12 protein-coding genes are annotated in these 14,178 nt (G+C 63.5%); 8 read left to right on the top strand and 4 right to left on the bottom strand.

Going from position 1 to position 14,178, the window contains the following annotated elements:
* Positions 1-4: 4 nt before the first annotated feature.
* From mutT to B5525_RS07970, 3 genes are all read right to left on the bottom strand, one after another.
* Positions 5-415 (bottom strand): 8-oxo-dGTP diphosphatase MutT, encoded by a 411-nt coding sequence (mutT, locus tag B5525_RS07980; protein WP_079565513.1) that lies wholly within the window; start codon positions 413-415, stop codon positions 5-7.
* A gap of 18 nt (positions 416-433) precedes the next feature.
* The gene (argJ, locus tag B5525_RS07975) at positions 434-1,675 is read right to left on the bottom strand and encodes a bifunctional glutamate N-acetyltransferase/amino-acid acetyltransferase ArgJ (RefSeq protein ID WP_079565512.1); all 1,242 of its coding nucleotides are present in this window, start codon (positions 1,673-1,675) and stop codon (positions 434-436) included.
* 196 nt (positions 1,676-1,871) lie between these two features.
* Complete coding sequence (locus B5525_RS07970) at positions 1,872-2,798, bottom strand: peptidylprolyl isomerase (RefSeq protein WP_079565511.1); 927 nt, start codon at positions 2,796-2,798, stop codon at positions 1,872-1,874.
* 339 nt (positions 2,799-3,137) lie between these two features.
* On the opposite strand from B5525_RS07970, the gene secA reads away from it, so the two are divergent.
* Positions 3,138-5,972, top strand: coding sequence for a preprotein translocase subunit SecA (secA, locus tag B5525_RS07965; RefSeq protein WP_079565510.1), 2,835 nt, complete (start codon positions 3,138-3,140; stop codon positions 5,970-5,972).
* An 87-nt stretch (positions 5,973-6,059) separates the two neighbouring features.
* Here secA and B5525_RS07960 read toward each other — a convergent pair whose 3' ends face one another.
* Positions 6,060-6,503 carry a MarR family winged helix-turn-helix transcriptional regulator gene (locus tag B5525_RS07960; protein ID WP_079565509.1) on the bottom strand — a complete coding sequence of 148 codons (444 nt, stop codon included), beginning with the start codon at positions 6,501-6,503 and terminating at the stop codon, positions 6,060-6,062.
* A gap of 179 nt (positions 6,504-6,682) precedes the next feature.
* Between B5525_RS07960 and B5525_RS07955 the strand changes: the two genes are divergently transcribed.
* From B5525_RS07955 to B5525_RS07925, 7 genes are all read left to right on the top strand, one after another.
* Positions 6,683-7,864: a substrate-binding domain-containing protein gene (locus B5525_RS07955; protein ID WP_425305258.1), complete on the top strand. Its 1,182-nt coding sequence runs from the start codon at positions 6,683-6,685 to the stop codon at positions 7,862-7,864.
* Positions 7,865-8,008: 144 nt separating this feature from the next.
* Complete coding sequence (locus B5525_RS07950) at positions 8,009-9,523, top strand: amidase (protein WP_079573079.1); 1,515 nt, start codon at positions 8,009-8,011, stop codon at positions 9,521-9,523.
* A gap of 36 nt (positions 9,524-9,559) precedes the next feature.
* The gene (locus B5525_RS07945; protein ID WP_079565507.1) at positions 9,560-10,417 is read left to right on the top strand and encodes a branched-chain amino acid ABC transporter permease; all 858 of its coding nucleotides are present in this window, start codon (positions 9,560-9,562) and stop codon (positions 10,415-10,417) included.
* Between the two features lie 4 nt (positions 10,418-10,421).
* Complete coding sequence (locus B5525_RS07940) at positions 10,422-11,642, top strand: substrate-binding protein (protein ID WP_079565506.1); 1,221 nt, start codon at positions 10,422-10,424, stop codon at positions 11,640-11,642.
* Positions 11,643-11,707: 65 nt separating this feature from the next.
* The gene (locus B5525_RS07935) at positions 11,708-12,748 is read left to right on the top strand and encodes a branched-chain amino acid ABC transporter permease (protein WP_079565505.1); all 1,041 of its coding nucleotides are present in this window, start codon (positions 11,708-11,710) and stop codon (positions 12,746-12,748) included.
* The gene (locus tag B5525_RS07930; protein WP_079565504.1) at positions 12,735-13,469 is read left to right on the top strand and encodes an ABC transporter ATP-binding protein; all 735 of its coding nucleotides are present in this window, start codon (positions 12,735-12,737) and stop codon (positions 13,467-13,469) included. The genes B5525_RS07935 and B5525_RS07930 overlap by 14 nt, the downstream gene beginning before the upstream one ends.
* Entirely contained in the window at positions 13,462-14,163 is a 702-nt protein-coding gene (locus B5525_RS07925) for an ABC transporter ATP-binding protein (protein WP_079565503.1), read from the top strand. The genes B5525_RS07930 and B5525_RS07925 overlap by 8 nt, the downstream gene beginning before the upstream one ends.
* The last annotated feature ends 15 nt before the right edge of the window (positions 14,164-14,178 follow it).

The raw sequence follows: 14,178 nt of genomic DNA, 5'->3' as shown, positions 1-14,178 counted from the left end.
AGCCTCACATCAACAGATCGATCAGATGCGGGAGCAGCGGAATGTCGGCCGGCGGCATCGGGTAATCGCGCAATTTGTTGGCGCGGACCCAGGCGAGTTTCTGCCCCTCGCGCGCGATCGCTTCACCCTCCCAGCGCCGGCAGATGTAGAGTGGCATCAGGAGATGGAAATCGTCATAGGCGTGGCTCGCAAAAGTCAGCGGCGCGAGGCAGGCTTCCTTCACGGTGATGCCGATTTCCTCGTGCAGTTCGCGGATCAGCGTCGCCTCCGGCCGCTCGCCGGGCTCGATCTTGCCGCCGGGAAATTCCCACAGGCCCGCGAGCGCCTTGCCTGCCGGCCGCTGCGCGATCAGCACGCGCTTGTCGGCGTCGATCAGCGCGCAGGCGACCACGAGAGTGAGCTTGAAATCAGCCATGCGCTGCGGAAGGTTGGTTCATGACCGGTAGTCGCCGTTGATCGCGACATATTCCTTGGTGAGGTCACAGGTGAGCACGCGGTCGCGGCCCTTGCCGAGGCCGAGCGCGATCCTGATCTGGATCTTCGGATTCTTCATCGCCTCCGAAACCTGCGTCTCGTCATAGGACGGGTCGCGCGCTCCGCTCTTGGCGACGCGGATGCCGTTGAACGAGATCGAGAGCTTGTCGCGGTTGGCGGGCTCGCCGGCCTTGCCGACCGCCATCACCACGCGGCCCCAATTGGCGTCCTCGCCGGCGATCGCGGTTTTCACCAGCGGCGAATTCGCTACCGACATCGCGATCCTGCGCGCGGAGGTTTTGGACACCGCGCCCTCGACGATGATCTCGACCAGCTTGCGCGCGCCTTCGCCGTCGCGCGCCACCTGCTCGGACAGATCGGCGAGCACGGCGCGGAAGGCCTTTGTAAATGCCTTCAGGCGGGGGTCGCTGGCGCGGCTGATTTTCGGCGCGCCGTCGGCCGCCGCGGCGCCGGTGGCGAAGGCGAGCAGCGTATCCGAGGTCGAGGTGTCGCCGTCGATGGTGACGGCGTTGAACGTGTCTTCGACCCCGCTTTTCAGGAGCGATTGCAGCGCGCCGGCCGAGATCGGCGCGTCGGTGAACACGAAGGCCAGCATGGTCGCCATGTCGGGCGCGATCATGCCGGCGCCCTTGGCCATGCCGCTGATCGTGACGCTGGCCTTGCCGAGCTTCACGGTCGCAGTCGCGACCTTCGGAAAGGTGTCGGTGGTCATGATCGCCTTCGCCGCGTTCATCCATTCACCCGGGATGGCCTGCTCCGCCAGCGTGCCCAGCACGCCGTTGAACTTGGTGGCGTCGAGCGGCTCGCCGATCACGCCGGTGGAGGCGAGAAACACCTCATGGGGGCTGCAGCCGAGCGCCTTGGCGGCAATGCTGGCCGTCAGCGTTGTCGCCTGCCGCCCGGTCTTGCCGGTGAAGGCATTGGCGTTACCGGAATTGACCACCAGCGCGCGGGCTTGCCCCTTGGCGAGCTTGGCGCGGCACCACTCGACCGGTGCCGACGGGCATTTCGATTGGGTGAAGACGCCGGCGACCGCCGTCCCCTTGTCCAGCACCGCCAGCAGCACGTCGGTGCGGCCCTGGTAGCGGATACCCGCGGCGGCCGTGGCAAGCTTGACGCCGGCAATCGCGGGCATCTCGGGGACATCGGTCGGGGCGAGCGGGGAGACGGCTGAGGACATGGATAAATTCCGAAAAACGACAAGCTGAAATAGATCGTCATGGCCGCACTCTTCCCGGCCATCCACGTCCTGTCTCTCCGAACGAGGCTTCAAGACGTAGATGGCCGGGACATCTAGTGCGAAGACGCGCTTCGCACTTTGGCCCGGCCATGACGTTGGTAATTACTATTTGCTTCGAAGAAGTGACAGCGAATTTTTACTTCTTCGCCGGCGCCATCTTGGAGTCGGCGGGCTTGGCCGGGTCCGGCTTGGCGTCGGCCTTCGCCGGATCGGCGGCGGCCTGGTCCATGCGCTCGACCTTGGCGCCCTCGCGCAGCTTCGCCACGTAGTCGGCCTGCGCCTTGCGCGTCACATAGGTCTCGATCTGGCCCTTGACCTGGTCAAAATCAGGCGCCTTGCGGTTGCGCTTTTCCTCGACCTTGATGACGTGCCAGCCGAACTGCGACTTCACGGGATCGGAGATCTTGCCCGGCTCCAGCGAGAAGGCGACGGCGGAGAATTCCGGCACCATCTGGTCCTTGGTGAAGAAGCCGAGATCGCCGCCGTCGGATGCGCCGGGATCCTTGGACTTCTTCTTGGCGAGTTCGGCGAAATCGGCGCCCTTCTTGAGCTCGTCCTCGACCGCCTTGGCCTCATCCTCGGTCTCGACCAGGATGTGGCGGGCGTGGACTTCCTGCTCGCCCGAGATCTGCTTGGAGGCGTCCTCATAGACCTTCTTCATGGCATCGTCGGTGGTCGCCGCCTTGCCTTCGCTCGCCAGCAGGCTGTCCATCAGGAGCCGGTTTCGCGTAAAGGCCAGCCGCTTCTTGAAGTCCTCGTTGTTTTCGATCTTCTTGTCCTCGGCGGCCTTGGCGACGATTTTCATGTCGATCAGGAACGACAGGACGTTGTCCTTCTTGGTGGAGGGATCCATCTGGGCGAGGCTCGGCCCGAGTTCCTCCTCGGCGAGCGTCACGTCGCTCTGGCGGATCTCCGAACCGTTAACCTTTGCGAGTACCGGATTGGCGTCGTCGGCCCGTGCAGGGAGGCCCGCTAGCAGGGCCATGGCAAGAGCGCCCGTCAGGGCGGCTGAGGCGAGGCCGAGGCGTACGCCGGTTTTCGTTGCCGGGAACGAAGTGGTCATGGAAAATCCTTATTGGGCTTGTTTGGGGCGGCGGGACAGTCGCCCAATCGCCAAGCCTTGGCAACGCGAAAAGTCTGTCAAAATGATGAATTCCTTGACGGCTTCGCGCCGTTGACAACCCTCTGACCCGGCCATATCTCTGCCGGACCCAAGTCAATGGCGATCACGCTTATTTCGCTTGCGTTTTTGGCCGTTGAACCTGGGATTGCTGAATTCCCACTCATCTGGCGGATGCACCCGGACCGGGGCCAGCGCTGCAATGCGTCACGATGAGTTGATAGGCAAACGGGTGGAAAACGTCATGGCAGCTTTGCCGAACCGCGAAAACAGGAATTTGGCATGATCGGCGCGCTCGCCCGCAAGTTTTTCGGCTCCGCCAATGACCGGCGGGTCAAGGGATACCAGTCCCGCGTCGACGCCATCAACGCGCTGGAGCCCGAGATTTCGGCGCTTTCGGACGACGCGCTGAAGGCGCGCACCGCCGAATTCCGCCAGCAGCTCGCCGACGGCAAGACGCTCGACGACATCCTGGTTCCGGCCTTCGCCACCGTGCGCGAGGCGGCCAAGCGCACCCTCGGCCAGCGCCATTTCGACGTCCAGCTGATCGGCGGCATGGTGCTGCATGAGGGCGACATCGCCGAGATGAAGACCGGCGAAGGCAAGACGCTGGTGGCAACCCTCGCGGTCTATCTCAACGCGCTGGCCGGCAAGGGCGTCCACGTCGTCACCGTCAACGATTACCTCGCCCGCCGCGACTCCGAATGGATGGGCCAGATCTACAACTTCCTCGGCCTCACCGTCGGCGTCATCGTGCATGGGCTGGACGATGCCGAGCGCAAGGAAGCTTACGCGTGCGACATCACCTACGGCACCAACAACGAATACGGCTTCGACTATCTGCGCGATAACATGAAGTACCGGCTGGAGGACATGGTCCAGCGCGGGCATTTCTACGCCATCGTCGACGAAGTCGACTCGATCCTGATCGACGAGGCGCGCACGCCGCTGATCATCTCCGGTCCGCTCGACGACCGCTCGGATTTCTACAACACCATCGACACCTTCTTCCCCCAGCTCGACAAGTCCGACTACGACGTCGACGAGAAGCAGCGCACGGTGACGCTGACCGAAGCGGGCATGGAAAAGCTCGAGAACCTGTTGCGCGACGCCGGCCAACTCAAGGGCGAGTCGCTCTACGACGTCGAGAACGTCTCGGTCGTGCACCACGTCAACCAGGCGCTGCGCGCGCACACGCTGTTCACGCGCGACAAGGATTACATCGTCCGCGACGACGAGGTCGTGATCATCGACGAGTTCACCGGCCGCATGATGCAGGGCCGGCGCTATTCCGAAGGCCTGCACCAGGCGCTGGAAGCCAAGGAACACGTCCAGGTCCAGCCGGAAAACCAGACCCTGGCCTCGATCACCTTCCAGAACTATTTCCGGATGTACGAGAAGCTCGCCGGCATGACCGGCACGGCGCTGACCGAAGCCGACGAACTATTCGACATCTACAAGCTCGAGGTCGTGGAAATCCCGACCAACGTGCCGGTGGCGCGCCTCGACGAAGACGACGAGGTCTATCGCACCCAGACCGAGAAATACGCCGCCATCCTCGCCGAAGTCGAGCGCGCCAATGCGCGGCTGCAGCCGGTGCTGGTCGGCACCGCCTCGATCGAGAAATCCGAGGTGCTGGCCGATTACCTCAAGAGCCACGGATACAAGCAGATTGATTTCGGCAATGAAAACGCGATGGAGAAGCTGTATGCGGCTGCCCGCGCCGGCAAGCCGGCAAAGCTGTTCGCGGTCCTGAACGCGCGCTTCCACGAGCAGGAAGCCTATATCGTGGCCGAGGCCGGCGTGCCTGGCGCGATCACGATCGCGACCAACATGGCCGGCCGCGGTACCGACATCAAGCTCGGCGGTTCGCTGGAAATGCGGATCCTGCACGAGACTGCCGGAATTACCGACGAAGCCGAGAAGGCCGCCAAGATCGAGCGCATCAAGGCCGACGTCGAACGTTTCCGCGACATCGTGCTGAAGGCCGAAGAGGTCGTCGAGATCGAGCCCGCCAAGGGTTCCAAGCCCGTCAAGACCGTGACCAAGCCGGGCGGGCTCTACATCATGGGCTCCGAACGCCACGAATCCCGCCGCATCGACAACCAGCTGCGCGGCCGCTCCGGCCGGCAGGGCGACCCCGGGCGTTCGAAATTCTTCCTGTCGCTGGAAGACGATCTGATGCGGATCTTCGGCTCCGACCGGCTCGATACCATGCTGACGCGGCTCGGCCTCAAGGAGGGCGAAGCCATCATCCATCCCTGGATCAACAAGGCGCTGGAAAAGGCGCAGCAGAAGGTCGAGGCCCGCAACTTCGACATCCGCAAGAATTTGCTGAAGTTCGACAACGTCCAGAACGACCAGCGCAAGGTGATCTTCGACCAGCGCATCGACCTGATGAAGGACGAAAGCGTCGCCGAGACGGTCGCCGACATGCGCCACGCCTTCGTCGAGGACGTCGTCACCAAGCACGTGCCTGAACACGCCTATGCCGAGCAATGGGACGTCGCCGGCCTGAAGGAAGAATTGAAGCGCGTGCTCGACATCGACCTGCCGGTCGACGAATGGGCCAAGGTAGAGGGCATCGCCGACGAGGAACTGCTGTCGCGCGTCGAGCAGAAGGTCGACGAGCACATGGCGGCCAAGGTGGCGCAGTGGGGTCCCGACGTGATGCGCTACGTCGAGAAGACCATCCTGTTACAGACGCTTGATCACCTCTGGCGCGAGCATCTGGTGATGCTCGACCATCTGCGCCAGGTGATCGGCCTGCGCGGCTACGGCCAGCGCGATCCGCTGCAGGAATACAAGTCGGAAGCCTTCAGCCTGTTCGAGGCGATGATCGCGCATCTGCGCGAGGCGGTGACGGCGCAATTGATGCGCGTCGAGATCGTGCCGCCGGAGGAACAGCGGCCGGCATTGCCGGCGATGGAAGCCCACAAGTTCGATCCGAACACCGGCGAAGACGAGCTGGCGTTTGCCGGCGCGTCGCTGGTGCCCGCGGCCGCCGCTGGCCGCGATCCCAAGAACCCGGCGAGCTGGGGCAAGGTCGGCCGCAACGAGGACTGCCCCTGCGGCTCGGGCAAGAAGTACAAGCACTGCCACGGCAGGTACGCGTGAAGTAGCGCTGCGCGGTCGCGCAGCGTTGATGGCCACGACGTTCGTCAGGTGCTTGGGTTCGTCGGCGCGGCGAGCCGGCTTCTTCAATCAGCTCGAACTGTCGATCAGGCTCTCGAGCAGGCGCTTGAGTTCGCTGGTGGACTTGTCGCCGTAATTCTCCACGATATGCGCCTCCTGACTCATCGCCAGCGAGTTCAGCCGCTTGCACAGGATCCTGCCGCGGTCGGAGCTGAACATCAGCACCTTGCGCCGGTCATCGGGATCCTGCACGCGATACACCAGGGCATCTGAAATCATCCGGTCGATCATCTTGGTCAGCGTGGGGTGGTTCAGCAGCACCGCATCGGCGAGCTCACCCATCGAATGGCCGTTGCCGTCCGAAAGAACTTTCAGGATGCGCCATTGCTCGACCGGAACACCCTCCTGGCTCAGCCGCGATTCAAGCTGCCGGTTGATTTCCCGGTTGGCCTGGGCGAGCAGGTAGGCGAGATGTTCGGTGATGGGGGAGTTTTGACTGGGCGGTTTGGCCACGGCTGACGACTTTGTTCGACCCTATTGAGCGAATGTCCGGCAATTTCTGCACGATCTATATGCACTTCAATTGTTGAATATTCAATATTTTCAAATAGGATATTTGTCGCATGGGGTGGACACCGGCGACGACGCAGCGAAGCGTTGCATGCTGGAATGGCGCGAGAGAAGGAGTTGGTGTGCTCTCAGCAGCGGACGTAGGGGGTCATGGCGGACACACCATTCCGCCGCACGTGCTGTTCAGGAGCCTGTCGGCGACAGCGACCAATCCTTCCCTGTGTCCGATCGATACCGGCTCCAAGCGCGGCGGCGCGCAAAACAAGTTGCGGGTCGGCAATTTCCTGACCTTTTCGGGCTCGCCGGGGATCTGGGGGCCGGCTTCCACCAACAGCGTCCTGCTGGCGGTGTCCGAGATCAACAAGCGCGGCGGCATTCTCGGACGCGAGATCGAGCTTTCGATGTACGATGCGGGCGGTCCGATCGAGCAGGTCACGCAGCGCGCGGCTGAAGCCATCGCATACGACGAAGTCGACGTGCTGATGGGTTCGCATATCAGCGCCGTCCGGGTCGCGCTGCGAAAAGTCACCCGCAACCGCGTCCCCTACATCTACACGCCGGTTTACGAGGGCGGCGAACGCACGCCGGGTGTGATGGCGATCGGCGAGACGCCGCGCGCGCAGAGCCGGCCCGCGATCAACTGGCTCGCCGACGTCAAGAAGGCGTCGCGCTGGTATCTGATCGGCAGCGACTACGTCTGGCCGTGGCACTCGCACCGCTCCGTCAAGAAATACATCGCCGACACCGGCGGCGTCGTCGTCGGCGAGGAGTTCGTGCCGCTCGGCGAGGACAATCACGAAGCCCATCTCGGGCGTATCCGCGCGGTGAAGCCCGATGTCGTGCTGATTTCCCTGATCGGGACCGACAGCATCACCTTCAACCGGGCGTTCGGCGAATGCGGCCTTGCCGCAACCACGCTCCGGCTGGCCGGCGCCATGGACGAGACCGTTCTGCTCGGCATCGGCGCCGACAATACCGAGAACCTGTTTTGCGCATCGGGATATTTCAACTGCGTCGGCTCGCGGGCCAACGATGATTTCCGGAGCCGCTATCGCGCCATGTTCGGGATCAACGCGCCGCCGATCGGATCGGTCGGTCAATCCAATTATGAAGGGCTGCGTTTCCTGGAGGCGGCGGCCGAGCGCGCGGGATCGCTGACAATGCGCCCGCTGCTCTCGGCGGCCCGCAACATGGTCTACGCGGGCGCACGAGGTTCAGTGACCATTCGCAACGGCGGGGCCGAGATGCCGATGTATCTCGCCGAGGCCGACGGACTCGATTTCAAGCTGCTCCAGACGTTCTAAGCGCCGAAATCGGACCGGCCGGTGCCGTGCTTCAAAATAATCCTTGAAAAGGAAAATATTTCCGTCTGTAATACCTCCGCGAGGTTGGCCGCGGAGACGAACGCGCGCGGCTTCGCGCCAGCGGTCACGTTTCAGGAGAGCATGTTGTCAGTCGTCCTTCCCACCCCAATGCAACTTCGCGCGGTCGCCGCGCAATGTGGTCTGTCGCTCACGGACGAAGACGTCGTCTCGTTCCGCGGCCTGATGCAAGGCTCGGTCGATGCCTACAATCTCGTCGCCGCGATGCCGGACGAAGTGCCGGTGGTGAAGTATCCGCGGACGCCGGGCTACCGGCCGGCGCCGGAAGACAATCCGCGCAACGCCTGGTACCGCAAATCAACCGTCCAGGGCGCGGCGAGCGGCAAACTCAAGGGCAAGACCGTTGCGCTGAAGGACAACATCATGCTGGCGGGCGTGCCGATGATGAACGGCTCGTCGACGTTGGAAGGTTACGTCCCCGATTTCGATGCCACCATCGTCACGCGCATGCTCGACGCCGGTGCCGAGATCGCCGGCAAGGTGCATTGCGAATCCTTCTGCATGTCCGGCGGCAGCCACACGGGAGCGGTGGGGCCGGTCCATAACCCGCACAAGATGGGATATTCGGCCGGCGGATCGTCGTCCGGCAGCGGCGTGGTGGTCGCACTCGGCGAAGTCGACATGGCGATCGGCGGCGACCAGGGCGGCTCGATCCGCATGCCGTCGTCGTTCTGCGGCACCTACGGCATGAAGCCGACCTGGGGGCTCGTGCCCTATACCGGCGTCATGCCGATCGAGGTCTTCGTCGATCATACCGGGCCGATGACCGCGAGCGTCGCCGACAACGCACTGCTGCTCGAAGTGCTCGCCGGCGACGACGGCTACGATCCGCGCATCAAGGCGCCAAAGGTCGAGCAATACACCAAGGCGCTCGGCGGCGGCGTCAAGGGCTTGAAGATCGGCATGCTGAAGGAAGGCTTTGAGCAGCCGGGCGCGGAGGGCGCGGTGAATGAAAGCGTGCGCGAGGCGGCGAAGCGATTGAAGAGCCTCGGCGCCACGGTCGAAGACGTCTCGATCCCGATGCATAACCTCGGGCCGGCGATATGGACGCCGATCGGCACCGAAGGCATGACGCAAACCATGATGTACGGCGACGGCTATGGATTGAGCCGGTCCGACCTCTATTCGACCTCGCTGATGGATTTCCACCGCGGCTGGCGCGGGCAGGCCGATTCGCTGTCCGAAACCACCAAGCTGTTCCTGATGCTCGGCACCTACATCAACAACTCCTTCGGTCCGCGCTTCTACGGCAAGGCCGTCAACATCTCGCGCCGGCTCACGGCGGCCTACGACAAGGCCCTGGAGAGCTACGATCTGTTGCTGCTGCCGACCACACCGATGAAGGCGACGCCGCTGCCGGCGCCCGATGCGAGCCGCGAGGATTACGTCAGCCGGGCGCTGGAGATGATCAGCAACACGACGCCCTTCGACATCAGCCATCACCCGGCGATGTCATTGCCGTGTGGCATGGTCGACGGCCTTCCGGTAGGATTGATGCTGGTCGGCCGTCACTTCGATGAATTGACGATCTACCGGGCCGCCCACGCCTTTGAACAATCCGGCGACTGGAAAAAGATGTGAGGCAGTTGCTCTTGCAGCCTGGCGGGATCGCGGGACATGGCTAACGCTCTGGTCGCGGCTTTCGAGATCCTGAGTTTCGGCGCGATCATCGTTCTGGTCGTGCTGGGACTCGGCATCATCGCCAGTATGATGGGGATCTTCAACTTCGCGCAGGGCGAGTTCGTTCTTCTCGGCGCCTATATCACCTATCTGGCCTACAGCCACGGGGTTCCGGTCTGGACCGGAATGGTCGCCGCGCCGTTTCTGGTCGGTGCGCTCGGCTTCATCCTCGAGGCGCTCATCATCAGGCGGTTCTACGCCGCGCCTATCGTGGCCATGCTCGGGACCTACGCGCTCGGCCTGATCATTCGCGAGAGCGTGCGCGGGCTGATCGGCGGGCTTTATCTGTCGGTGCCGGAACCGGTCGGCGGATCGATCGGCTTCGGCAGCGTTCACGTCTCGGCGTGGCGCTTTGTCATCATCGTCATCACGCTCCTGGTCATGGTCGGCTGCTATTTATTGCTGTCGCGCACCAGCTTTGGCCTGCGGATCCGGGCCACGCTGGAGAATCCGGCGCTGGCGCGGGCGTCGGGCATTTCCACCGCTTCCATGTACGGCACGACCTTCGCTTTCGGCGCGGCGCTGGCGGGACTAGCCGGTGCCCTGCTGGTACCGGTGTTCAGCCTGTTCGCCGATCTCGGTATCCGCTTCCTGATCCAGGGTTTCGTCGCGGTCATGGTCGGCGGGGTCGGGTCGTTCATCGGCCCCGTCGCCGGCGCGGCCGTGATCGGAACGCTGAGTGCCGCGCTTCCCTGGGTCATGGCGCCGGTCGCCGCGGACATCCTGGTTTTCGTGCTCGCCATCGTCTTCATCAAATTCCGGCCGCAAGGTCTCATGTCTGGCAAAGGGGTCTAGTTCCATGCGCAACGATCAAGGCAATCTCAATCGGCGGCGTTTCCTCGGCGGCTTCGCGTTCGCATCCGGCGCCATCGCGACCGGAGCGGGGAGCTGGGTGCTCCGGCCGGAATGGGCCAATGCGGCCGAAGGTCCGATCAAGGTCGGGATCGCAACCGACCTGACCGGCCCGATCGGCTACGCCGGCAACGCCGACGCCAATGTCGCCAAGATGGTGATCAAGGAGCTCAACGATTCCGGCGGCCTGCTGGGCCGGCCGCTCGAACTCTTCATCGAGGATACCGCCTCCAATGAATCGGTGGCAGTCGGCAATGTCCGCAAGCTGATCCAGCGCGACAAGGTCGACATGGTGCTGGGCGGTATCACGAGCTCTATGCGCAACGCGATCAAGGATCCGATCGTCGCGCGCGGCAAGACGCTCTACATCTATCCGCAGCTCTACGAGGGCAAGGAGTGCACGCCCTATCTGTTCTGCACCGGACCCACGCCCGCGCAGCAATGCGATGAATTCATTCCGTGGCTGATCAAGAACGGCGGCAAGAAATTCGCGCTGCCGAGCGCCAATTATGTCTGGCCACACACGCTCAACGTCTACGCCCGCAAGGTGATCGAGGCCAGCGGCGGCGAGGTCGTGTTCGAGGAGTACTATCCGCTCGACCAGGTCGACTTCAGTTCCACGGTCAGCCGCATCATCTCGAACAAGGTCGATGTCGTGTTCAACACGGTGATCCCGCCGGGCGTCGGTCCCTTCTTCAAGCAGCTTTACGAGGCCGGATTTCTCAAGGGCGGCGGCCGTCTGGCCTGCGTCTACTACGACGAGAATACGCTCAACATCAACCAGGCCAACGAAATCGAAGGCCTTGCGAGCTGCCTCGACTACTTCAAGACGCTGACCAAGGACGATCCGGTCAGCGCCAAGATCCAGGCCGCCTATGACAAGGACTATCCCGGCAACTTCCTGTTCGCGGCCGGCAGTGCCGCGACCGGCACCTATCGCGGCCTCAAGCTCTGGGCGTCCGCGGTCAAGGAAGCGGGCTCGGTCGAGCGTGACGCCGTCGCCGCCGCGCTCGACCATGCCAAGATCGCGGAAGGTCCGGGCGGGCCCGCCGAAATGGTTCCGGGCAAACGCCATTGCAAGATGAAAATGTACACGGCGGTCGCCAAGGGCGGAAACTACGAGATCGTCGGGCGCAGCGAAGGCCTCGTCGACCCGAAGGAATGCTGAGAGTTGGGCGCGAGCGGCCTGAAGGGCCGCTCCGCCCTGGGGCGGACAGAGGACCAGACAAACTGATGGCTGAAAGCGGACTCGTCGGACTTGCTCCGGCAGGGCAAAAAACAGCGCGACGGAAGCTGCTCCCGATCGTGGAAATTCTGACACTGGCCGTCACGGTGATCTTGCCCTTCGTCCTGCAGGACTACCTGACGGTGTTCGCCACCCGCGTGGCGATCCTCGCGCTGTTCGCGTTGTCGTTCGATCTGGTGTGGGGTTACGCCGGCATCATGAGCTTCGGCCAGGCGCTGTTCTTCGGATCCGCCGGCTACGGCGTTGCGCTGCTCGGGCGGGACCTCAACATCACGTCGATCATGGTCGTGCTTCCCGCCGGGATGCTGATCGGCCTGGTTTTTTCGCTGCTGCTGGGCGGCTTTCTGCTGCTTGGGAGGCACCCGGCCAGCGTGATCTTCGTCTCGCTCGGGACATTGACCGGATCCTACGCGGCCGATCGTCTGGCGAGGGGCTGGTATTACCTCGGCGGGCAGAACGGCATCCCATCGATCCCGTCGATGACGATCGGCAGTTACGAAATCACCGAAGGACCGGTCTACTACTACCTCGCCCTCGGGATCCTGGTGGTGGTCTATCTGCTCTGCCGTTTTCTGGTGCGCTCCCAGTTCGGCCTTGCGCTGGCGGGCCTGCGCGAGAACGAACAGCGCATCGCGTTCTTCGGCTACAAGGTGGAGCATCTTAAGGCGATCGTTTTCACCGTCGGTGGAACCATCGCGGGCCTCGCCGGCAGCCTTTACGCCTTCCACGAAGGATTCGTGTGGCCCAACATGCTGGGCGTCGTGTTCTCGACGCAGGTGGTGCTTTACGGCCTGTTCGGCGGATCCGGCACGCTGATCGGCGCGGTGATCGGCGCCATCATCATCGAGGGCGTCAGCTTCTGGCTCTCGGACAATTACCGCGACATCTGGCCGATCCTTCTCGGCGTGTTGCTGCTGCTGGTGATCCTGTTTCGTCCGCTTGGCCTGATCAGTTTCGTGCTCGGCGAGCGGGAGCGCGTCGGCAGTTTCGGCCGGGCGCCGAAGGAAAGCACGCATGCCGCTCCTTGAAGCCAAAGGCATCGTCAAGGTTTTCGGCAAGCTGACCGCGCTCGATGGGGCGGCGCTGACCGTCAACGAGAACGAGTTCCACGGCCTGATCGGTCCGAACGGGTCGGGCAAGAGCACGCTGATGAAGTGCGTGGCCGGCGCCGAGCAGCCGACCGAAGGCAGCGTCCGCTTTGCGGACCAGGACATCACGGCCCTGTCGCCTTCGGAACGCGCCCGCGCCGGCATGAGCCTGAAATTCCAGATCACCAGCGTTCTGCCGACATTGACGCTCTACGACAACATCCTGTTGGCCCTGCAGGGGCAGTCATCCCTGATCGACCTCCTGCTGTCGCGAAGCCGCGATGCGCTGCACGATCAGGTCATGGCGATGTTGAACCAGTTTCGCCTGGCCGAGCGCGCGCAGGACGCCGCGGCGACATTGTCGCATGGTCAGCAGCAATGGCTCGAAATCGCGATGGCGCTTGCCTGCAAGCCGCGGCTGTTGCTGCTGGACGAGCCGACCGGCGGCATGAGCCTCGAGGAGCGGCGGGTTACCGGCGAATTGCTGCAGCCGATCAAGGCGCATTGCTCGCTGGTCATCGTCGAACACGATCTCGATTTCATCCGGGATATCTGCGACCGGTTGACGGTCCTCGATCAGGGCCGGGTGCTGGAATCCGGAACTGTGCCGGAAATCCAGGCCAGCAAGAGCGTCCAGGAGATCTATTTGCGCCGTGCCTGATCAACAGTTCCTCGAAATTAGTCACGTCGATGCCGGCTACGGCCGCAGCCAGGTGCTGTTCGACGTCAATGTCAGCATTCCCTGGCGGGGCGGCGTCGCCGTGCTGGGCCGCAACGGCGCCGGCAAGACCACACTCGTGAAGGCGATCGTCGGCGAACTGGCGTTGACCAAGGGAGACATGAAATTCGACGGCCGGGATATCAGCCGCCGTCAGACCGAAGAACGGGTGCGGATGGGAATCGGCTACGTGCCGCAGGAGCATTCGGTGTTCGCCCGCCTGTCGGTGCGCGACAACCTTGCCGTCGGCGCGTTGTACAATCACGATGCGGCGGCGATCGACCGGGTGCTCGCGATCTTCCCGAAACTGGCGCAACGCCTCGACCAGCCGGCGGGCACGTTGTCGGGCGGCGAGCGAAAAATGCTGGCGATCGGGCGGGCGATCCTGGGCGACCCGAAACTGCTGCTGCTCGATGAGCCGACCGAAGGCGTCTGGGTCGGCGTGATCGATGAGATCACCGAACGGCTGATTGCGCTCGCCAAGGAAATCGCGGTCGTGATCGTCGAGCAGCACCTCGATCTCGCGCTTCGCGTCGCGGATTACGCCTATGTGCTGGATCGTGGCAGGGTCGCCCTGCAGGGCGCGGCGGACGACGTCCGAAACGACAAGGAATTGCTGCGCTATCTCGCACCCTAGCTAGAGTCGGAAGGC

The organism is Bradyrhizobium erythrophlei (assembly GCF_900129505.1).
GTDB lineage: Bacteria > Pseudomonadota > Alphaproteobacteria > Rhizobiales > Xanthobacteraceae > Bradyrhizobium > Bradyrhizobium erythrophlei_D.
Note: the sequence above shows the minus strand (reverse complement) of the source record. Positions and strands in the feature narration are given on the sequence as shown.

Coding starts and splice junctions, on each gene's coding strand:
- mutT (WP_079565513.1), bottom strand. CDS start 415: ATGGCTGATTTCAAGCTCACTCTCGTGGTCGCCTGCGCGCTGATCGAC.
- argJ (WP_079565512.1), bottom strand. CDS start 1,675: ATGTCCTCAGCCGTCTCCCCGCTCGCCCCGACCGATGTCCCCGAGATG.
- B5525_RS07970 (WP_079565511.1), bottom strand. CDS start 2,798: ATGACCACTTCGTTCCCGGCAACGAAAACCGGCGTACGCCTCGGCCTC.
- secA (WP_079565510.1), top strand. CDS start 3,138: ATGATCGGCGCGCTCGCCCGCAAGTTTTTCGGCTCCGCCAATGACCGG.
- B5525_RS07945 (WP_079565507.1), top strand. CDS start 9,560: ATGGCTAACGCTCTGGTCGCGGCTTTCGAGATCCTGAGTTTCGGCGCG.
- B5525_RS07940 (WP_079565506.1), top strand. CDS start 10,422: ATGCGCAACGATCAAGGCAATCTCAATCGGCGGCGTTTCCTCGGCGGC.
- B5525_RS07935 (WP_079565505.1), top strand. CDS start 11,708: ATGGCTGAAAGCGGACTCGTCGGACTTGCTCCGGCAGGGCAAAAAACA.
- B5525_RS07930 (WP_079565504.1), top strand. CDS start 12,735: ATGCCGCTCCTTGAAGCCAAAGGCATCGTCAAGGTTTTCGGCAAGCTG.